Here is a 21,432-nt window from a genome sequence, read left to right on the forward strand (position 1 = left end):
CATGCGCCACCCCGTTACAGTGCCCGCAACCCTGACTACAGAAGGGCCGTTGAGGGGGACGCTTCCGGTGGATTTGTACTTCGCTGACTGGTCGCTGGTGTCGCGGCCGGACAGGTTGAAGGCGGTCGGCTCCGACGCCATCTCGACGCCACGAGTGCCCGACGGGACTCCGGTATTGGTGGACAATTCGATGCGCCCGGTGGAACCTTGGTGCACATTCCTGGGGCTGTACTCGCAAAATCTACGTCGGAACTCTGTTGTCTCCTACGCCCGCGACGCGCTCGAATTCGGCCGCTTCCTAGAGACGAGAGGCGTTGGGGTGCTAGATGTCTCGGAGTCCGACCTGGTGGCCTACCGGGCGGACCGATTCGCTTCCGGGGTCTCGCCGCGTTCGTGGGCTCGGCAATTGGTGGTGATTCGAGCTCTCTTCACGTACTTGTACGAAACCGGGCGCAGAGACAGTTTGCCGTGGATTCAGGTCGGTAGCCGGTCGGTGGTGACTCCGCGGATTCCTCGGACTGAGATGGATGTTCGGGCGCTTTCTCACGCGCAGTGGGTCGCGTTGCGCGATGTTGGGTTCGGCGGGGAGTTGCCCACGGGAGAGCTGGATCGCTCCTACCGCGGCAGGTCTACGGTCCGAAACGCGTGCGCCGCCGAGCTGGCACTGACCACGGGGATGAGGCTCACCGAATGGAGCACCCTGCTGGACGTCGAGGTCCGATCGGAGGGGGCTGGCACTTCACTCGTGCTGGAGGCATGCGCGAAGAACGGCCGTCGACGCCGAGTTTATGTTCCGGCATCCACCGTCCAGACAGTTGAGCTGTACCGAAACACGGAACGGAAATCGCTGGTGCGGAAGGCCCAGGCGAGCTTGCGCCGGAAACTGCCGAATATGGCGGTGGTCCACGACGTTGACCTGCCGGCGGGCAAGCTGGTCTACACGCTTAATGGTGACGAGCGGCGCGACGAGTTCGCGACGATTCCGCCAGAGACGCGACGCGTACTGGTGAAGGTGACTCCTGGCGGGATCGAGCCACTGTCGCTGTTCGTCGGTCGAGGCGGCGTGCCGCCATCGCAGCGGCGGTGGCACCAATACTTTGAGGAGGCCAACGACCGGCTGGCGAACTTCGAGGGCCAGGTTCCGATGATGTCGGTGGCGGTCACGCCACATGACTTGCGCCATACGTTTGCCGTGGTGATGTTGCGTAGCTTGCAGGCGCGTGCTGCGCAGCTCGAACGATCGCGTCCCAAGCACGGGTTCGGCACTATCAGCGAGCACATCATTCACAACCCTTTGTTGACTTTGCAGCGTCTGCTCGGGCATGCCAGCCCGTCCACGACGATGGTTTATCTGCGTTATGTCGATGAGTCAGACGAGCTCATTCAACGTGCCTTCGAGTCGTGGAGCGACAACGAACGTGACTACGCCAGTTACGTTCTCGCGCAAATCGAGGCACAACGGCCGTGAACGATTCCGACCGCCAGCCGCGTATTGTGACGTTTCCGCCGGGTGGTCCGCTGAAACAATCTCGAATTGATCCACGCCGGTATGTAGCGACAAGGCTCGTGGCTGAACTGGCTGACGCATGGAAGGAATGCGCAGAGACCGCGTCGCTATCACCTGGCACAGTGTCCCGCCAATCCAGCGTGGTTCGTAGTGTCGGGAAGTTCCTTACCGCTGACGCGGACAGATTCCTGACATTGTCCGGCGACGGCGCGGACGTGGCCCGGCGGCTGCATGATTGGGAATCGGCGATGGTCGCCGAGTTCCCCCCGCCCAGCGTCCGAGCCAAAGACCTGGGCATGGAGCTTCGCAATCAAGTCGCACGCTACCTGCAGTCCAACGGGATCCCCGGAGGTGTGCTGGCGGACTGGGCGAACGGCCAGGTGTTAGACGGACGGCCATGGCAGGAACTCCCTCTCGACGAATTCAGCAACGACGAGCGCCTCCAACTTGAGCAGACCTGCCGGCAGATCGTGCGCGACACAGAGGACCGTCTGGCGCGCGGCGACGCCCTACTTCGCGATGGCCACGATCCGCGGATCCACGGGTGGAACCGCGTGGAGAACGTGCTGTGGGCTTTGCGCAACGTGCCCTATGAGGATGCGTTTCACGTCCATCTCGCCGGATCACGACGCCAACTTGATCCGCTGGAGATCGACCGCATGTCCGGAGTCTGGCGCGCCGCCGCGCGAATCAAGGCCCCACCACTACTGACTGCCGTCGGCGCATTCCTGGCTCCCGATGCCGAGTACCTCCTGGCCATCCGGGTGTTACTGCATCTGCAGACCGGATGGTCGCCCGAAGAGAGCGCTCGACTCTGCCGCGAGGACATCGAGTTCGGCGTGGAGTCCGTGCGGGTTCGGGCGACAAAGGCGCGTGCCCAACGGATCCGATGGCACACTCTGGCCTCGCCGCAGGACCAGCCGTGGGGGTGGAAGGCCGGCGACCTTCTGCGGCGAGCCGCCCATGCCATGCGCCACGCCCACGCGTTGACGCCGGATCAACCGCTGTTCTGGGTGACCGGATGCCGGTCTGTCCGTGACCGGCTCGACCACGAGTACCCCCATTACGTGATCCGGGAACACCACTTCGGCAGCGTTAATTCACTGAAGAATCTCGTTGAGCGCCACGGCCTCTCGATCAGCCAACCCCACGACATGCGCCGGCTCCGTAAGACGGTCAAGAGCGCACGCGCGGCTCTGCTGGGCACTCTCGCCGGCGCTGCCGGCGACGACCACACCGTCGAGGTCTTCCGCGACCACTACGCGCAAACCACGACCGTTCACACGATCGCCGCCCAGACGGTGCTGCGTGCGCAGCAGAAGGTCCTGCAACGCGCCTCACAGGGACCAACATTCGTGGCCGCGACGGCAGCCGAGGTCTCCGAATCACCGACAGATCCCGAGCTCGCCGAAATTGCCGCCACCGTCGCCGCGGAGACGCCCACTGAGCAGGAACTGACGATCGCTGCTTGCCGCGATCCCTATGACGCACCGTTCATGGATCAGGGCGCGCTATGCCATGCCTCACCGTCGATGTGCTTGCAATGCCGTAACGCCATCGTGTTCCGCGATCACCTTCCGCGCCTGATCGCCTACCGAGAGGCACTGGACGCCATCGAGAACAACACGCCGCCGAGGGTGTTCAGCGAGATCTACGGCCAGCAGAGAGTCAACATTGACGCCATTGTCGCCGAGTTCCCACCCGAGCAGATCGAGGCTGCCCGCCGGGCGGACATCCATTTGCACCGCCCGCTTGGACAAAGGGCTGAACAATGACCAACGCACCCGAGCCGCAGACTTGTTCGACACTGACAGGCTTCGATCCCGACGAGCCGGTGTTACCCGCTGACCGCCGCGTGACCGACGGGCCTGACCCCCGATTCGGGGACCTCCCGCGCTGGGATCTCACCGCCAGCGGTCTCGCACCGAACCTCAATGCCGCACAAGCACATTTGCGTTTCGATGTGTACCCCGACGGGTGGGTGCCGACCGCCAAGACCCTCGCGATGGCCATGCTGCAACCGGTCCACCCCATAGTCAGGCGAGCCGGAATCTATCGTTCCAACCGGCCCTACAAATTGAAGTCCATCCGACATGTCCTCACCGAATTGAGATACCTCGCGGAATGGGCCGCCAGGGCCGGTCTCACCGCCGACCTGTCGGCCTGGACTCACGCTGACGGTGACGCCTACCTTGCCGAGCGAAAGGCTCGATCCTTCTCTGCCGGCCGTAGCGCCAACGACCTTCTGCGTCACCTCGGTGATTTCCGGGGGCTCCTGCCCAACGGCGGACTTTCCATCCAGGTCGGCCCGTGGGCTGCAAGATCCGGCGGCGAAGTCAAGACTCCCGTCATCCCGCCGGAAACCTTCTGGCCACTGGTACGCGCCTGCTGGACCTACATCGACACGTTCGCCCCCGATATCACCGCTGCTCGCGACGAAATTGCGCTCCTCAATACGCGTGGACCCAAAAACCGGGAGGTCCGTCCCTCGACACGGGACATCGACGACGCGCTTGACGCCTGGCTGTCATCACCTCAAGCCTTTGTTCCCCTGCACATCTACACCTTGGGGCGCGCACGGGCGGGAGACATCAACTGGGACGGCCTGGGTCTCTGCACGGCACTTCGATTGAGCGGCACCAACTTTTACGGCAACCGCGGACCTGCTCGGCAACTTCGCGTCCATCAGGCGATCAGCCAAGGCGTGCCCACTCGATACGGCTACAGCTCGGTCCAACCCGCGGCTGTTGAACGGCCCGACAGCACACACGGGCCCTGGATAAGCGGCTTCGACCGCATCATCGTCAGCAAGGAACTCACCCAACTGCGCAACGCCGCATACATTTTCGTCGCGATCATGACGATGATGCGTGACAGCGAAGTTCAAAGCCTCGCCACCGGGGCCATCGGAACACATTACGGTGCCCCCGCCGTCACCAGCACACTGCACAAGATGCAGCCATACGGTGGAACACCTCAGCGCTGGTGGGTCAGTGAACCCGTCGTGAGGGCACTCGAAGTCGCCGAGCAGATCACCCGCGACGAGAACCGACTCTTCGGCACCGTGCGCGAAGGCGTGCACCGCGGCTTGACAGGATTTGACCAATACGAGCAGATCCGATCGTTCGTGGCGTGGGTCAACAACCATTCACCCGAGAACGGCTTGGAGCCCATTCCCACGACTCCGCTGGCGCCTCACATGTTTCGCCGCACCATGGCCGTGATCACCGCCAACGAGCCAGACGGAGAAATCGCACTTGGAATCACACTGAAACACAACGCCGTTCGCGCACTTGCCAACGCCACCACGAGCGGGTACGCGGCGCCCACGCCTGAATGGGCCAAAGAATTCGAACACCACGCCAAGGAGGCGGCCGCCGGGGAACTCGTCGCTGACTGGGCACGTCACGCCCAAGGCGACCACGCTCTGCGCGGCCCCGGCGCAACAACCTTCGCCAACGGCCTCGACGACGTCACCGACCGCGCCAAGACCACCGTCGCCATCGGTAACGAACGGCTGCTCCGAAACCTGCTGCGCGACGAATTCGCCACCATCCGACTCGGCACCCTCAACCACTGCCTCGGTGACCCCGCCAAAGCGCTATGCCTGGAAGGCGCATCCGCAGCCGTGAAAGCCGGCGGCCCGATCCCGAGCATGTGTCAACCCGCCACCTGCCGAAACTCGGTCATCACCGACCAACACCTGCCCATCTGGCGGCGCGAGGAATCCGACCTCGTCGACAAGCTCAAGGACAAGAGAATGGCACCCGTCCATCGCCAGCGCCTCGAAACCCAGCTCGCCGACGTCCGCAAAATCACCCACCAGGAGCCGAAGTGACCACCGTCAGCCCGGCAACCGAGAAGAAGCTCCGCGACGCGATGGAGCGCCTGCTGGCCGGCAAGTCCAAACGGACTGACGGCCGACTCACGAAAGCCAACTTGCACATCGAAGCCGGCGTCAGCCGCGCAACCATGAACCGTGCCACTGAGGTAATCGCAGACTGGAACGCCAGCGTCGGCACGGAACCCGCTCCTCGTGACGCCGAGCTCGCTGGACTACAGGCCACGGTCACGGAACTCAAGAAGAGCGTCGCGAGGCTGCGCGAACACAACAGCGACCTCGAACGCAGAAACCGGGCCGCCGTCACCGTGATCGCAGAGCTCAACGCGCAGCTTCAGGCCAGTCGGGGCGAGACTCCGATTGGCACCGTCACGCCTATACGGGACCGTGCAGCACGCAGACGAAGGTGATTATCGGCCACCCTCAGCGTTCTGCTGGACCGACGATAACGACTGCCCACTTCTCCTCCGTCTCCTCGCCGGCGTTCGCCAACCCAAGCCCGGCGTGGAACGGGCTTCACCCGCTATACCCAGTCAAAACCGGTCCAAACGGGTCTCTTCCCGATAAGCTCATCTCGCCCATGCACCGAGGTGTCGATTAGCAATTTGCCAGGAGGTGTCGCCTGTGCCCGAGCCGTGGCTGTCAGCCGACGACATTGCTACCCACCTTGGCGTCACCAAGGACACCGTGTACGCCTGGATCGCCGAGAAGGGCATGCCGGCTCACAAGCTGGGGCGCCTGTGGAAGTTCCAGGCAGCCGAGGTCGACGATTGGGTTCGTCGTAACGGGGCTACGGCCGCGGAGGACTGAACGTGCACATCATCGACAACGTCAACGATCTCCTGGGCGACGATCTCAAGGCTGAGGTGCAGGTTGGGTCGAAGCTGCGTATCGCTGCATCGACATTTTCCATCTTCGCGTTTGAGGCGCTGCGCAAGGAGTTGGAGCGTGTCGAAGAGCTCGAGTTCGTCTTCACCTCGCCGTCGTTTGTCGCCGCGGCGGCTACCGATCAGCTGCCCAAGGAACGCCGCCAGTTCTTCATTCCGCCGGGATCGAACGGGGAGTCGTCGCTCTACGGATCGCAATTTGAGATCCGCCTGCGCAACAAGCTGACGCAGCGGGCCATCGCGCGTGAATGCGCGGAGTGGGTGCGCCGAAAGGCTCGCTTCCGGTCGAACCGGACCGGTGCACCGATGCAGCAGTTCGCCGTTGTGGATGACAAGGTCGCCTACCAGCCGATCCAGGGGTTCACGTCTGCCGACCTTGGTTACGAACGTGGGAACGCGGTGTCGAACGTCGTGACCAAGCTCGACGATGCTCCCATGGCACGGCAATACGCCGCCCTGTTCGATCAGATCTGGAACAACCCCACGCAGCTCGAAGATGTCACCCAAGCGGTGTACGACCACATCGCGAGCGTGTACGCCGAAAACTCACCGGCGCGAGTCTACTTCCTGATCCTGTACAACCTGTTCTCGGAATTCCTCGACGACATCAGCGAGGATGTCCTGCCCAACGACCGCACCGGCTACCAGGAAACGCAGGTCTGGCAGAGCCTGTACAACTTCCAGCGAGATGCGGCGACGGGAATCATCAACAAGCTAGAGACCTACAACGGCTGCATCCTCGCGGACAGCGTGGGACTTGGGAAGACCTTCACCGCGCTGGCAGTGATCAAGTACTACGAGCTGCGCAACAAGTCCGTCCTGGTGCTTGCACCGAAGAAGCTGGCGGAGAACTGGACCAACTACAACGCCAATCTGACCACCAATATTTTCGCACGCGACCGGTTCAACTACGACGTCCTTGCTCACACCGATCTTTCCCGCACCAGAGGTGAATCGTTGGGGCTGCGGCTCGACCGAATCAATTGGGGCAACTACGACCTCGTCGTTATCGACGAGTCGCACAACTTCCGCAACGCCGACTACGCAGAAGAAAAAGAGTCGCGCTACCAGCGGCTGATGCGTCAAGTCATTCGCGAAGGCGTCAAGACCAAGGTGCTCATGCTGTCGGCCACACCGGTCAACAACCGCTTCAACGACCTGAAGAACCAACTCCAGCTTGCCTACGAAGGAGAGTCGGAGAACCTCAGCCAGCACCTCAACATCTCGACGACGGTCGAGAAAGTGTTCAGCGACGCGCAGCGCGTCTTCAACGAGTGGTCCAAGCTCGACCCCGAGGCACGCACCACCGACCGCATCCTGCAGATGCTCGACTTCGACTTCTTCGAACTGCTCGACTCGGTCACCATCGCGCGGTCCCGCAAGCACATTCAGGCGTTCTACGACACCACCGAGATCGGCACCTTCCCGCAACGACTCCCGCCGCGGTCGATTCGTGAGCCGCTCTCCGACCTCCCCGATGTGCCCGCATTCAACGAAATCTTCGGACAGCTCCAGGTGCTCACCCTGGCGGTCTACACCCCACTGGCCTACGTATTCCCAAGCCGGATCGGCAAGTACGAAGACCTCTACAACGTCAAGGGCGGCACTGCCCGCTCCAACATCGGGCAGCTGGGCCGCGAGCAAGGCCTGAAGAAGCTCATGACGGTCAACCTGCTCAAGCGTTTGGAGAGTTCGGTCGAGGCGTTCCGGCTCACCCTCGCCAAAATTGAAGGGGCGGTCGACAACACCCTGATCCGGCTTCAATCAAAAACGGGATCCTTGAACGACCTCAGCGTCGATTTCTCCGGCCTGGACCTCGACGTCGACGACGAGGACGACGCCAACGTCGAGGCTCTCTCGTTTGGCGAGAAGATCAAGATCGACCTCGACGACATCGACGTAGAATCCTGGCAGCGCGACCTGTGGAACGACCGCGAGACCCTCCGTGAACTACTCGACGAGATGCGCAGGGTCACACCGGATCACGACCTCAAGCTACAGGCGCTCAAACGACTCATCGAGGACAAGGCCGCCAACCCCCTCAACCCGCTGAACCGCAAAGCGCTGATCTTCTCGGCGTTCGCCGACACCGCCGAGTACCTCTACAAACAGCTCGCGCCCACATTGAGCGACTCCGGGCTACACACCGCGCTGGTCACCGGCGGCGCCCACGCCGCGAAAACAACGCTGGGGACCGGCTACGACTTCCAGCAGGTCCTGACGTTGTTCTCGCCGAAGTCCAAGCAACGCCACCTCACCATGCCCAAAGACACCGGCGAACTCGATGTGCTGATCGGCACCGACGTCATCAGCGAAGGCCAAAACCTGCAGGACTGTGACTATCTCGTCAACTACGACATTCATTGGAACCCGGTACGGATCATCCAACGATTCGGCCGCATCGACCGCATCGGCTCGACCAACGCCCAGATCCAGCTCGTGAACTTCTGGCCCGACATCTCCCTCGACGAATACATCAACCTCAAGGAACGCGTTGAGAACCGCATGGTCATCGCCGACCTCGCCGGCACCGCCGACGACAATGTCCTCACCCTTGAAGGCAGCGATGCCGCGTTCCGGAAGGAGCAGCTGCGCAAGCTCCAAGACGAAGTCATCGAACTCGAAGACGTCCGCACCGGTGTGTCCATCACCGATCTAGGTCTCAACGACTTCCGCATGGACCTGCTGGGATACCTCAAGAAGTCCGGTGATCTGGCAGCCGCGCCGAAGGGGCTTCACGCTGTGCTCCCGGCAGACCCCTCAAGAGGTCTCCACCCCGGTGTGTTGTTCGCGCTGCGCAACGTCGACGCCGACGAGAACATCAATCGGGGCAACCGGCTTCACCCGCACTACCTTGTCTACCTCGACGACAACGGCAACGTGATCGCTGACCACACCGAGGCCAAACACCTGCTCGACCTGATTCGCACAGGATGCCGGCCCCATGCCGAACCCGTCACCGAGGTCACCCGCGTCTTCAACGCTGCCACGCACGAAGGTGCAGAGATGGGCAAGTACTCCGAATTGCTCACCGCAGCAATCCGATCCATGATCGACGTCACCGAAGAACGCGACATCGACAGCCTGTTCAGCGGAGGACACACGACCGCGCTCACCCAGGCAATCGCCGGCCTCGACGACTTCGAACTCACCGCATTCATCGCGATCGTCGACACCACCGAAGGAACCACATGACGGCCCTGCTCTACCGCTGGCCCGTCGCCGCCAAATTCGGTCGTACCGTCCCGAAGGCCAAGTTCTACGAACACGGCACCGTCCCCGGTGCGGTACGTGACAAATTCGTCACCGAGGTCCAGCGCATCACCTGGGCCTACAAGCTCGCCCAATCCACCATCAACCTGCCCGGCAACGCAGACGTCCCCGAGATCCAAATTTTTCAGATCGACACAAAGGGCGACGACGTCGGCGAGTCCGTGCTCGCCGCCATCGACAAAGCGGTGAAGACCCCCATCATCTTCGAGATTGTCACGGGCGAAGGAGACGAGCAGCGAGTCCGAATGGCTGCATCGCACAAGCAGGCCGGCCACGCTACGCCGAAGCTCAGCGCCTACTACACGACCGACTGGCAACCACAGGATGCCGAGCGGCAGCCACTACCGACAGCGATCAGCCTGCCGTCCCTGTACACCGCACTCCTCGCGCCGCTGACCCCGGTATCAGCACGGCCAGGAGAGGAATTGTCAGACGTTGCTGCCAGACTCCAGGCCGTGCGCAAGCTCGAACGCGAGGTCGCCTCCCTGGAGCGCAAACTCCGCGCCGAGCCGCAACTCAACCGCAAGGTGGAGCTTCGGCGCGCCCTGAAAACTAAGCAAGCAGAACTGAAACAGCAGAGGTAGCAGGTGGAGAAACTTCGCATGACATCGCCCGACCTGACCGAGGCCAATATTGACAGGCTCGCGGAGCTGTTCCCCAACGTCATCACCGAGAAGCTCGACGCCGATGGGAATCCCAATAAGGCCGTCGACTTCGACCTGCTGCGCCAGGAACTGTCAGATCATGTTGTCGAAGGCCCGCAGGAGCGCTACCGGCTGGACTGGCCAGGCAAGCGGGAAGCAGCCTTTGCCGCCAACGCGCCAATCGCCAAAACCCTTCGTCCGATCGGCGAGGAATCAGTCGACTTCGACAACACCAAGAACTTGTTCATCGAAGGCGACAACCTCGAAGCCCTGAAGCTGCTCCAGGAGTCGTACCTCGGCAAAGTCAAACTCATCTACATCGACCCGCCCTACAACACGGGTAACGACTTCGTGTACGACGATGACTACGCGGAGACTGCAGACGAATACTTGTTGCGTTCAGGCCAGACCGACCATAACGGTGCAAAGTTAGTCGCAAACCTCGAATCGAATGGACGGTTCCACTCCGACTGGCTGAGCATGATGTACCCGAGGCTGAAGCTCGCACGGAACCTACTGTCGGACGACGGCGTTCTTGTGATCTCGATCGATGACAACGAGAGCGCAAACCTGCGCAAGATCGGCGACGAGATTCTTGGTGCTGGGAACTTCGTCGCTCAGCTAGCAGTACAGGTGAATCCACGAGGTCGACATCTGGATCGCTTCGTTGCAAAGACGCACGAATCTCTAATGGTCTTCGTAAGGAACGCAACTGCAGACTCAATCGCGGGCGTCGCAAAGGAGGGGCGCATGGCTGACGAGTACCAGCGTTCCGACGAAAGGGGCCGTCACAGACTCCTAGGCCTGCGCAATCGGAATCAAGCGTTCAATCCGCAGACCCGTCCGAATCTGTATTACCCCCTGTTCGTCGCACCGAGCACCGGCCGTGTCTCCACGACACAGAACGCAGAGTTCAGCGTGGAGGTGCTTCCGGATGCTCCTGATGGCACACAAACCTGCTGGACCTGGGGACGCGAACGTGTGAATAGCGACAACGCGCTCCTCCTCGCTGAACAGACAGGTAAAGAGTGGCGGATCTATCGCAAGGACTACCTCCACGGCGCTGACGGCGAGGTGGCAAAGACTCTCGTCAAGTCGCTTTGGCTCGATCCTGAGTTCAATAACGACTACGGACGCAAGTCCGTCAAGGATCTGTTTGGTGAAGCGGTGATGGACTTTCCCAAGTCCCCGCAACTGATGAAGCGGATCATCGAGATCGCCGCGGAGCCGGGCAGTACTGTGCTCGATTTCTTCGCTGGAAGCTCGTCCATGGCCCACGCAGTAATGCTGGCCAATGCAGCCGATGGTGGACGCCGCAAGTTCATCATGGTGCAACTCGATGAGATTCCTGACCCAAAGTCAGTCGCCGCGAAGGAGGGGTATTCGTCGATTGCGGCGTTGTCGAGAGAGCGCATCCGGCGGGCTGGTGTGAAAGTCATCGAAGAAGCCGGACTGGGTGCCGGAGGACTGGATGTCGGCTTTCGAGCACTCAAGGTCGACACAACAAACTTGACGGACGTGCTGCGTACTCCCGACGAGACTGAGCAACAGGCCCTTTCCGGCTTAGGGGACAGCGTGAAGCCGGACCGCTCGGGTGAGGATCTGCTGTTCCAGGTGTTGCTCGACTGGGGTCTCGAACTGACGATGCCCATCAGCGTCGAGAAGCTCGAGGGCCATGAGGTCTACCTCGTCGAGGACGACGCTCTCATCGCCTGTTTCGATTCGGAAGTGAGCCCGGAGCTGGTGCGGGCCATCGCGAAGCGTGAGCCGCTGCGGGCGGTATTCCGCGACTCCGGTTTCGCCTCCGACGACGCTCGGATCAATGCGGAACAGATCTTCCATGAGATCTCCCCGGCGACGGATGTGAAGGCCATCTGACACTGATGAAGCTTCAGTTCAAGATTCAGCAGTATCAGACCGATGCCGTGGACGCGGTTGTCGAGGTCTTCGCCGGACAGCCGAAACATGATGGTGTTTCCTATCGGATCGATCCGGGCAGGGCGAAGCCGGCCACGGCTCCGATGCTTTTTGAACCAAGTGCGACTTCGGACTCGGGTCTGCGAAATGCCGAGATCGCGTTGACACCAACGCAGCGGTTAGACAATGTTCAGCACGTTCAACGGTCGCGGAACCTGCCGCTGTCGGACAAGCTGGTGGACAGCAAGGCCGCTCCGGGTGCTCCGAATCTCGACGTCGAGATGGAAACCGGTACCGGTAAGACCTACGTCTACATCAAAACGATCATGGAGCTGCACAAGCGGTATGGCTGGTCGAAATTCATCATCGTCGTCCCGTCGGTCGCGATTCGCGAGGGTGTGAAGAAGTCAATCGATTTGACGGCCGAGCACTTCCAGCAGACGTACGGCAGTAAGCCTCGGTCGTTCATCTACAACTCATCCCAGCTGCATGAGTTGGAGCGGTTCAGCTCGGATGCTGGGGTGCAGGTGATGATCATCAACATTCAGGCGTTCAATTCGACGAGCAAGGATAACCGCCGCATCTACGACGAACTCGACGACTTCCAGTCGCGGCGGCCCATCGATGTCATCAGTGCAAACCGTCCCATCGTGATCATTGACGAACCGCAAAAGATCAGTGCACCAAAGTCATTGGAAGCACTGTCGCGGTTCAATGCGCTCATGGTGCTGCGCTACTCGGCAACTCACAAGGTCGAGCACACCAAAGTTCACCGCCTCGACGCGCTCGATGCGTATAACCAGAAGTTGGTCAAGAAGATCGCGGTGCGAGGCATCACCGTGAAGGGACTGGCCGGCACGACGGCCTACTTGTACCTCGATGCCATCGAGATCGCCAAGGGCGCAAAACCGCGGGCCCGCGTGGAGATCGAGGTACAGACCAAAGGTGGGCCGATCGCGCGCCAGGTCAAGCGCCTTGATGTGCGTGCCAACCTCCATGACATCTCCAATGGCATCGAGGCCTACAAGGGCCTCTTCATCACCGACATCGACGCCAACCGCGACGTCATCGAACTCAGCAACGGTGATGTCGTCATCGCTGGACAGCTCTCTGCCCGTGACGTCACCGAAGAAGCCAAGCGCCGCATTCAGATCCGTGAGGTGATTCGGGCGCACCTCGATAAGGAACGAGAGCTGTTCGCCCAAGGTGTAAAGGTGTTGTCACTCTTCTTCATCGATGAGGTGGCGAAGTACCGCGATTACGGCCGCGAGGACACGCTCGGCGACTATGCCCGGATCTTCGAGGAGGAGTACGCCGCGATCGTCGACGAGATTCTCGGCGAGCTGGAAATCGATGTCGCATCCGCGGCATACCGGGCGTATCTTCGCCGCGACGACGTGCGTGCCGTGCACGAGGGCTACTTCTCGATCGACAAGAAGACCAAGCATGCGGTCGACGGGCCAGTGCACACGACAGGTGACGAAAAGGGCCAATCCAAAGACGTCGACGCCTACGACCTGATCCTCAAAGACAAAGAGCGACTGCTATCGCTGGCCGAGCCCGTTCGCTTCATCTTTTCCCACTCCGCCCTTCGCGAAGGCTGGGACAACCCCAACGTCTTCGTGATGGGCATGCTCAAGAAAAGCGATAACACCGTATCTCGGCGACAAGAGATCGGCCGCGGCCTGCGTTTGGCCGTCGACCAACGTGGCGAACGTATGGACAATCCCGTCACGGTGCACGACATCAACGAGTTGACGGTCGTCACCGACGAGTCCTACACCGACTTCGTCGCAGGACTACAAAAGGAAATCTCCGACTCGCTGGCTGCGCGGCCACGCAAGGCAAGCGTGAAGTTCTTCACCGGCAAGACAATTCAGACCGAAGACGGCGAGTCGCTAGTCGAGGAAGCCCTCGCGCAGGCACTCTACAAATACTTGATCAAGAATGACTACTTGAACGAGGATGACACGCTTTCCGACGAGTACAAGGCAGCGACAGAGGCTGGCACCCTGGCAGAGCCGACATCGGAGGCCTTGAAACCGATGCTCAAGTTTCTGTTGCCCTTGGTCGACTCGCTGAACATCGATGTGCCGGCCCCAACCGACGACCGCAAGCCCAAGAAGATCCCGCTCAATGCGGCCAACTTCGCCAAGAAGGAGTTCCAGGCCCTGTGGCGTCGGATCAACCACAAGGCCGTCTATCAGGTCGAGTTCGACTCATCCGAGCTCGTCGCCAAGTGCATTCACGCACTCGACAAGCATCTCAAGGTCGCCGCGATGCAGTACGTGGTCCAAGCTGGCACGCAGCGCGACGCCCTCGAAGCTGACGACCTCACCAGCGGTGCCGGGTTCGACGTATCCAGCACCGCAACCCACACCGCGACGGTGTCGGCCGCGTCCCAGGTCAGGTACGACCTCCTCGGTGAAATCACCGAAAAAACTCAGCTCACCCGTCGTACTGCGGCGGCAATCCTCAGCGGAGTCACCCCGGAGACGTTCGCCAAGTTCCGGCTCAATCCGGAGCAGTTCATCACCGAGGCCGCCCGGCTCATCAACGAGCAGAAGGCAACCGCGATCGTCGAGCACCTGACCTACGATGCGCTCGAAGACCGGTTTGACACAGCGATTTTCACGGAGAATCAGACCAAGCAGGACCTCACCCACGCCGGCAACAAGCTGACGAAGCACATCTACGACTACGTCGTCACAGATTCCAAGGTCGAGCGGAAATTCGTCACCGAGCTCGATACCAGTGAGGAGGTTGCCGTCTACGCGAAGCTGCCACGCGGATTCTTCATCCCGACCCCCGTAGGTGACTACAACCCAGACTGGGCCATCGCGTTCACCGAGGGAACGGTCAAACACATCTACTTCGTCGCCGAGACCAAAGGGTCACTCTCGACTCTTCAGCTCAAAGGAGTCGAGGACGCGAAGATCGAATGCGCCCGGAAGTTCTTCGCATCGCTGAACGAGAAGAACGGCGAGAACGTCAAGTACGACGTCGTCACCGACTACACGGAGCTGATGCAGCTCGTGACGACGTGATCAGGGGTCTGTTCAATTGACGGAAAAGACGCTGGGATCTGTGAGCATCGTCGATTGCTGGCAGTGCCAGATACCAGAACGTGTCGAATGGATCTGCCAACGTGCGCTGTGGGTGCTCGACCGCGTGGCTCTTCTGGCGATGGGAGGCAAGCCACCAGTATTCGGATTCTGCGACGGCCATCTTGTCGGTGCTCCCCGGTAAACTTCGCTGGTAATTTCACCGGCCAACCGGGCGCGGTGACGACACGCTCACCGAGGAGCACCGTGGCAGACACCAAGGTCATTTTCATCGCCTTCGCGATCGAGGACGAGCGTCAAAGGGACTTCCTGAAGGGTCAGTCCCTGCACCCCCGCGCGCCCTTCGAGTTCATCGACATGTCGGTCAAGCAACCGTACGAGTCCGAGTGGAAAGAAAAAGTGCGGACGCGGATCCGTCGCTCGGACGGAGTGATCGTGCTGGTGAGCAAGAACTCACTGACGTCCTCGGGGCAGAAGTGGGAGATCCAGTGCGCCAAAGATGAGGGCAAGCCGATCCGGGGGATCTGGGCGTATAAAGACGACCGCACCAACATTTCGGGGGTGCCCACGTACACGTGGAGCGATGAAAACATCAGCAACTTCATCGACTCCCTGTAGGTCGCCGTGCGGAAAACGCTGATCGTCGGAATCGACCACTACACATACATTGGGGACCTCAGCGGGGCGGTCAACGATGCCCACGCTGTGAAGAACGTTCTCGAGCGGAATGCCGACGGCACGCTGAATTTCCCCACCCCGCACCTGCTGGTCGGGACCGGCCCTGGGGCCGAGGTCACTAGGCTCGAACTCAAGGAGTCGGTCCGGAAGCTTTTCGCTGATGACGCCGATATAGCACTCTTCTACTTCGCCGGTCACGGATACATCGAAGACACCGGAGGCTTCCTTTGTGCCAGCGACTGCCAGTCAGGCGACGACGGTCTGTCGCTGGCAGAACTAATGTCCTTGGCCAACTCGTCGAAAGCAAAGAATAAGGTCATCATCCTGGACAGTTGTCACGGTGGTATTGCGGGAACAAGCGCCCTCAGCCAGAACATTGCCGAGATTTCCGATGGTGTCACTATTCTCACCGCGTCGACCGCTGATCAGTATGCGATGGAGACGCCCGGCGGTGGATCAGGCGTTTTCACGAGCCTGTTCGTCGACGCTCTCAGTGGGGCTGCGGCGAACCTCGTAGGAGCAATTACTCCTGGAAGCGTCTATGCGCACATCGACCAATCGCTTGGACCTTGGGCGCAACGCCCAGTTTTCAAGACCAACGTAAAGACCTTCATCTCATTGCGGGAGGCCACTGCGCCAATTGAACTGGCTGAGCTGCAGCAGCTGACTGACATATTCCCCTCTCCTGCAACTGTATTCAGCCTCGATCCCAGCTACGAGCCGCACCGCTCCGGCTTCGAAGATCCTTCGGTTCCAGCGCCCGATCCGGCCCACACGGCTGTCTTCGCGGTATTGCAAAACTATGTCAAGGTCAACCTCGTGAGGCCCGTCGGTGCCCCACACATGTGGCACGCGGCGATGGGGTCACACGGCTGCGAGCTGACTGTACTTGGCCAGCACTATTGGAAACTCGTCGACGACGGCCTCATCTGATGTCTACCGAAAGAGATGTCCAGGCACGTCTGGAGACGCCCGAACTCATGGAAAAGCTCGCCGCTATCGAGCATGAACGATGGGCTCATTGGCAGCAATACATGCATGACCAGTGCCAGCGTGCGAAGGACGGGTCTTTGGTCATCCCCGCACATTTAGCAAAGCGTTGGCAAACCCAGATCGAGACGCCCTACAAGGACCTGAGCGATTCGGAGAAGGATAGTGATCGTGAACAGGTAAGGCGCTACTTGCCGATCATCGGTGCGGCCATCAAGGCGCCCGATGCGGACGGGTAGGCGCGAGCTATCCGACAGACTCTTGCGCGTCGAAGCGGCAGAGAAGCGTCTGGGGTCCGCGGATAGCCGGGTTGTTTCGCCAGCTTGGGCCGGCGCGCAGAGCGCAGGTCGGCGACCTAGGACTTTCTGGAGGGTGGCGAATGGTGCGAGTCCAGCCCCATCAAGCACTTACCTTCACAGACTGTATGGGGTCGTGACACACGGTCCGAGCGTCTCGTGAGACATCAAAATTTCGCATAAACGCCGGATCCAGCACGTGCACGCCCTCGTCGGTGAGACCGCGGCCGAACGCCTCCCGCGACGCGTGGTCGGCGGCCCGCAGGATGAAGTCCACGATCTCGACTGGGGTGTAGACCACGCCCAGGGCCTCGGCCTGCTTGGCGAAGCCAATCTTGAAGAACTTCTCGTACAGTTCGGCGATCACCCGCTGCTTACCGTCCGCAGAACCGACCTCCGACGCACGGATCCGCACCGAGTCATAGAAGCCCTCTAGATGCGCCGTCTCGGCTTCGAGACCCGCACCGCCGAGCTCGTCCACCATCGCCTGCATCGTCTTCGAGACGGGGTTGTGCGCCGCGAACTCGTGGCCGGCGAACAGGGCATCGAACACGGGCGCGGTGATGAGGTGCTGCGCGAGCATCGAGATCGCGTCTTCGCGGCTGATCGAGTCGTTGAGGTTGTCGCGCAGGCCCCGCAGGAACCGGTCGAACGCCGCGGTCACCTTCTTGTCGGCGCCGTCGAGCAGGGCGCCGATGCGGGTGATCAAGGCCGCCGCGATGTCGGCGACGTCCTTCGCCCAGTCCTCCCAGTACGTTCGGGTTCCGACCTTGTCGACGATGCGGGTGTAGATGGCCTCCTGCCACTCCGACAGGGAGAAGAGCGCCATCTGCGAAGCCAGACCACCACCGCCGCCGGATCCGTCCCCGTCGGTTACACCAGCTGCGGGGTCGGCAGTTTCGGTGCTGCCTTCCGCGGCGGTAGTCGGTCCTTCGGCGCCGAATGTTTCGGGGTTGTCGACGGTCGGGCCGATGTGCCCGCCGAGTAGGCGATCCGATCCGTGACCGGTGTCCGTGCCGGGGTTCGCGGTGTTCAGCGCGATCGAGTTCACCATCGCGTTGAACCGGTCGTCGTGGGCGCGCAGGGCGTTAAGAACCTGCCACACCACCTTGAACCGCCGGTTGTCGCCGAGGGCCTGCGATGGCGAGATCCCGGCCGGGACGGCCACCGGCAGGATGATGTAGCCGTAGTCCTTGCCTTCGGCCTTGCGCATCACGCGGCCGACGGACTGCACGACGTCGACGACGCTGTTGCGCGGGTGCAGGAACATCACGGCGTCCAGGGCGGGAACGTCCACCCCCTCGGACAGGCACCGCGCGTTGGACAAGATCCGGCACTCGTCCTCCGGCAGCGGCGCTTTGAGCCACTGCAGCTCCCGGTTGCGTTCCAGTGCGTTGAAGGTGCCGTCGACGTGGCGGACCTGCACAGCGAGATCCAGGTTCGTGGTGTTGATGTCGACGCCGTCGTCCTGGCTGTCGGTGAGCAATTCCCGGTACGCGTCAACGACTTTCGGAAAGAGTTCGGCGACCTGCTTGGAGGTCGCGATGTCCTTGGCGAACGCTACGGCCCGGCGCATCGGGGGCGCACCCGGTACGAAGCCCTGACCGTCGGGGGTCTTGCCGGCACGCTTGGCGAGCCCGTTCCAGCACCCGACGATCTTCGTGGCATCGTCGAGCCGCAGTTCACCTTCCCCGCCCGCCAGCTGCCCCTGCAGCGGAGCGGCGACCATCTCCTCGTCCACGGTGAGGACCAGAACCTTGTAGTCGGTCAGCAGGCCACGCTCGACGGCCTCCCCGAACGAGAGGCGGTGGAACTCCGGCCCGTAGTCCTCCTCGTTGTCCATCCCCGTCAACACGGCGGAGTGTTCCTCCGCCTTCGCCTTGACGTTCTCGTCGAAGATCCGCGGGGTGGCGGTCATGTATAGGCGGCGGTCGGCGTGGAGGTAGTCCGCGTCGTGGACTCGAACGAAGTTGGACTCGTCGTCGCCAGCCAGGGTGACGCCCGTGGTGCGGTGCGCCTCGTCGCAAATCACCAGGTCGAAAGGGGCCACTCCGAGCTTCTGCGCGTCCGCGACGACCGGCAGCGACTGGTAAGTGGTGAAGACGACGGTCAGCCCCTTGGCTCGCTTGCGGTGCTCCATCTCGGAGGCGAGCTTCGCGGCGTTCGTGGTCACCGGGATCGCGACGTCGTAGGTGTTGATGTCCTCCGCTGCGCGGGAGACTTTGACGTCGGAGCAGACGGCGAACGCCCGCAGATCCAGCTGAGTCTGTGCGGTCCACTCACGCAGCGTCTGGCTGAGCAGGGAGATCGACGGGACGGCGAATAGGATCCGCGCGCTGCCACCGTTCTCAGCTACGGTGCGCTCGGCGATCTTCAGCGCAGTAAAGGTCTTGCCGGTTCCGCAAGCCATGATCAGCTTGCCACGGTCGTTGCCGGCTGCGAAGCCGGCGAACACCTTGTCGATCGCGGTGGCTTGGTGCGGTCGTGGTTCGTGGCGGGTCGCCTCCGACACGTCGACCTGGATGTCGCCGTCGACCAGGCTCACGTCCCAGTCGATCGGCGAATCGGCGATCTCCGCCAGGCCGATCCGCTGCACCGGGGTCGTCTGATTCTCCAGGGAGGCCTCGGCGTTCGGACCCCACCGGTCGGTGGTGGAGATGATGATCCGGTTGGTGAACGGCTTCTTCCCCGACTCGTTGAAGAAGGAGTCGATGTCGCTCTTGGCGAGCGTCGTAGTGGGCTCGTAGAACTTGCACTGGATCGCGGTGTACTCGCCGGTGTCCCGCTCCCGTGCCACGAGGTCGATCCCGAGATCGATCTTGCCCTTGGGGCGGTCGGGCCAGTCGACCCACCGCCACACCGCGTCGTACTGCTGCGACAGCATCGGGTCGAGTTCGAAGTATCGCACCATCAGTTTCTCGAACTTGGTGCCCCGCTCGGAGTTCGACGGCGCCTCGCGGAACACCTCCATCACCTCATGGATCGTCCCCACCTGTGTGCCCCCTGTCCGTCGAACGCGTGCGTCCGATGAGCCTATGCGGCGGCCGCGACTCGGCGTCGCTGATCGATGAGTTGTGCGGTTCCGTGTTACCGGTTGTCCTTCGGCACCCGCTCCGGCGAGGCTGACCGACAGCGTCCTTTCATGTGGATACGCTGCGTTCGACGGGGGAGAGATCCGCCATAGTGGCGCCAAATGGCGGAGTGTCAGGCGTCGACGGTACTTACGATCGGGTGGACACTCCCGGGACATCGCCACGTCGACATGACAGGCACAGGCCGGCGAACACCACAAGTAGCTGGTCGTCATCGGTCGCCCAGGAAACCCGGGTGTCGCGGTCGTGTCGACCGCATCCGTCGCAGAGGGTGTCAGCGTCGTAGCCCTTGATGTTCTGGGTGTGCGGGCCTACGCACTCCCAACAGACACGCATGTGGTTGGGGTCCCAGCCGAACACCGAGAGGTTGCGGGGTCCCATGCTGGCATGCACACAGCTTTGGGCATCAGAGTTTTCAGCGATCCGCCGTGCATAAAGCCGATATCCGAGGTCCAGCGCCGCCTTCTCACGCTGCTTGTTCTGGCGGATGAACTCAGCTGTGGCGATACGGCGTTCCCACTCTGCAGGTGCTCGACCTGCGAGATGGTCCTCGAGAGTTTGGCGGTAGCCGCGGAAGATTACTTCACCTTTCGAGGGGGCGACGCCGACCGTGTCGGTGTCCTGGGGGCGTTGCGTGCTTGTTAGCCCGGACATCGGGCTGATGTAGAACCCCTGACGCCGATACCACTGAATGGAGTCCGTGCGAGTCAGCTCGACGTTGCCGTACAGGCCAACGTATTTGCGTGGCATCCGGCGAACAGTGGCATCTAGCAGGGCTCGTCCGATTCCACTGCCGCGATGGCCCTCATCCACGGCTAGAACATAGATCTTCCACCAAGGGACCTTCGCCGGATCGAAGGCCGGCCCCCCTTTCTGGTGCAGGACATGCAGGTTTTTATCCGTGGGCTGGCCAACACCGATGACGCCACACACGACGCCGCGGCTGTCGGTCGCCACCAGAGAAAGCCACTCGTGGGCGCTCGACCCGGAGCCCAACCGCTCTGGCCACGGATAATCGATACCGACATACCGCTCGATCAGCCCGATCGCCCGCTCGTTGTCACCTGGAGATGCCTCGCGCACCTGGAATGTTGTCCCCACAGATCCATGCTTAGCAGGCGCCAATGACAACGCGCGTCAACGCCGAAAGTGTCGGTGGACGGGGCGAAGCACACTCTGAACGCGCAGCCGTGTGGCGTCTGCCCATCCGCGCCCTGTGCCCGCGCAGCTGGATCGCAGCGG

General features: G+C 61.7%; 13 protein-coding genes and 1 pseudogene. 12 read left to right on the forward strand and 2 right to left on the reverse strand.

Going from position 1 to position 21,432, the window contains the following annotated elements; translation table 11 throughout:
* The first annotated feature begins 67 nt into the window (after nt 1-67).
* The 12 genes from ACNQR1_RS18555 to ACNQR1_RS18610 all read left to right on the forward strand — a co-directional run bounded on the left by ACNQR1_RS18555 (nt 68) and on the right by ACNQR1_RS18610 (nt 17,041).
* Nucleotides 68-1,468 carry a tyrosine-type recombinase/integrase gene (locus tag ACNQR1_RS18555; RefSeq protein WP_236741616.1) on the forward strand — a complete coding sequence of 467 codons (1,401 nt, stop codon included), beginning with the start codon at nt 68-70 and terminating at the stop codon, nt 1,466-1,468.
* A 233-nt stretch (nt 1,469-1,701) separates the two neighbouring features.
* Entirely contained in the window at nt 1,702-3,282 is a 1,581-nt protein-coding gene (locus ACNQR1_RS18560) for a hypothetical protein (RefSeq protein WP_418047423.1), read from the forward strand.
* 206 nt (nt 3,283-3,488) lie between these two features.
* The gene (locus ACNQR1_RS18565) at nt 3,489-5,345 is read left to right on the forward strand and encodes a hypothetical protein (RefSeq protein WP_418047424.1); all 1,857 of its coding nucleotides are present in this window, start codon (nt 3,489-3,491) and stop codon (nt 5,343-5,345) included.
* On the forward strand, nt 5,342-5,758 hold the full coding sequence (locus tag ACNQR1_RS18570) for a hypothetical protein (protein ID WP_079588336.1): 417 nt from the start codon (nt 5,342-5,344) through the stop codon (nt 5,756-5,758). The genes ACNQR1_RS18565 and ACNQR1_RS18570 overlap by 4 nt, the downstream gene beginning before the upstream one ends.
* A gap of 214 nt (nt 5,759-5,972) precedes the next feature.
* Nucleotides 5,973-6,158, forward strand: coding sequence for a helix-turn-helix domain-containing protein (locus ACNQR1_RS18575; protein ID WP_052525842.1), 186 nt, complete (start codon nt 5,973-5,975; stop codon nt 6,156-6,158).
* A gap of 2 nt (nt 6,159-6,160) precedes the next feature.
* A complete protein-coding gene (locus ACNQR1_RS18580) occupies nt 6,161-9,430 on the forward strand; it encodes a helicase-related protein (protein WP_418047425.1) in 3,270 nt (1,089 codons plus the stop codon).
* On the forward strand, nt 9,427-10,092 hold the full coding sequence (locus ACNQR1_RS18585; RefSeq protein WP_074338810.1) for a DUF4391 domain-containing protein: 666 nt from the start codon (nt 9,427-9,429) through the stop codon (nt 10,090-10,092). The genes ACNQR1_RS18580 and ACNQR1_RS18585 overlap by 4 nt, the downstream gene beginning before the upstream one ends.
* A gap of 18 nt (nt 10,093-10,110) precedes the next feature.
* A complete protein-coding gene (locus ACNQR1_RS18590; protein ID WP_074338809.1) occupies nt 10,111-12,030 on the forward strand; it encodes a site-specific DNA-methyltransferase in 1,920 nt (639 codons plus the stop codon).
* Nucleotides 12,031-12,035: 5 nt separating this feature from the next.
* Nucleotides 12,036-15,116 carry a type III restriction-modification system endonuclease gene (locus tag ACNQR1_RS18595; protein ID WP_074354518.1) on the forward strand — a complete coding sequence of 1,027 codons (3,081 nt, stop codon included), beginning with the start codon at nt 12,036-12,038 and terminating at the stop codon, nt 15,114-15,116.
* 264 nt (nt 15,117-15,380) lie between these two features.
* A complete protein-coding gene (locus ACNQR1_RS18600) occupies nt 15,381-15,752 on the forward strand; it encodes a TIR domain-containing protein (protein ID WP_074338807.1) in 372 nt (123 codons plus the stop codon).
* A gap of 6 nt (nt 15,753-15,758) precedes the next feature.
* Nucleotides 15,759-16,745, forward strand: a complete 987-nt coding sequence (locus tag ACNQR1_RS18605; RefSeq protein ID WP_074354517.1) for a caspase family protein — start codon at nt 15,759-15,761, stop codon at nt 16,743-16,745.
* A complete protein-coding gene (locus tag ACNQR1_RS18610) occupies nt 16,745-17,041 on the forward strand; it encodes a hypothetical protein (protein WP_074354516.1) in 297 nt (98 codons plus the stop codon). The genes ACNQR1_RS18605 and ACNQR1_RS18610 overlap by 1 nt, the downstream gene beginning before the upstream one ends.
* A 247-nt stretch (nt 17,042-17,288) precedes the next feature.
* Here ACNQR1_RS18610 and ACNQR1_RS18615 read toward each other — a convergent pair.
* Nucleotides 17,289-20,090, reverse strand: a pseudogene (locus ACNQR1_RS18615) (DEAD/DEAH box helicase family protein); the annotation flags it as partial.
* A gap of 229 nt (nt 20,091-20,319) precedes the next feature.
* Nucleotides 20,320-21,291 carry a GNAT family N-acetyltransferase gene (locus ACNQR1_RS18620; protein WP_019344645.1) on the reverse strand — a complete coding sequence of 324 codons (972 nt, stop codon included), beginning with the start codon at nt 21,289-21,291 and terminating at the stop codon, nt 20,320-20,322.
* Nucleotides 21,292-21,432: the final 141 nt, after the last annotated feature.

Origin of the sequence: Mycobacterium sp. 48b (genome assembly GCF_048282725.1) — a bacterium.
Taxonomy (GTDB): domain Bacteria; phylum Actinomycetota; class Actinomycetes; order Mycobacteriales; family Mycobacteriaceae; genus Mycobacterium.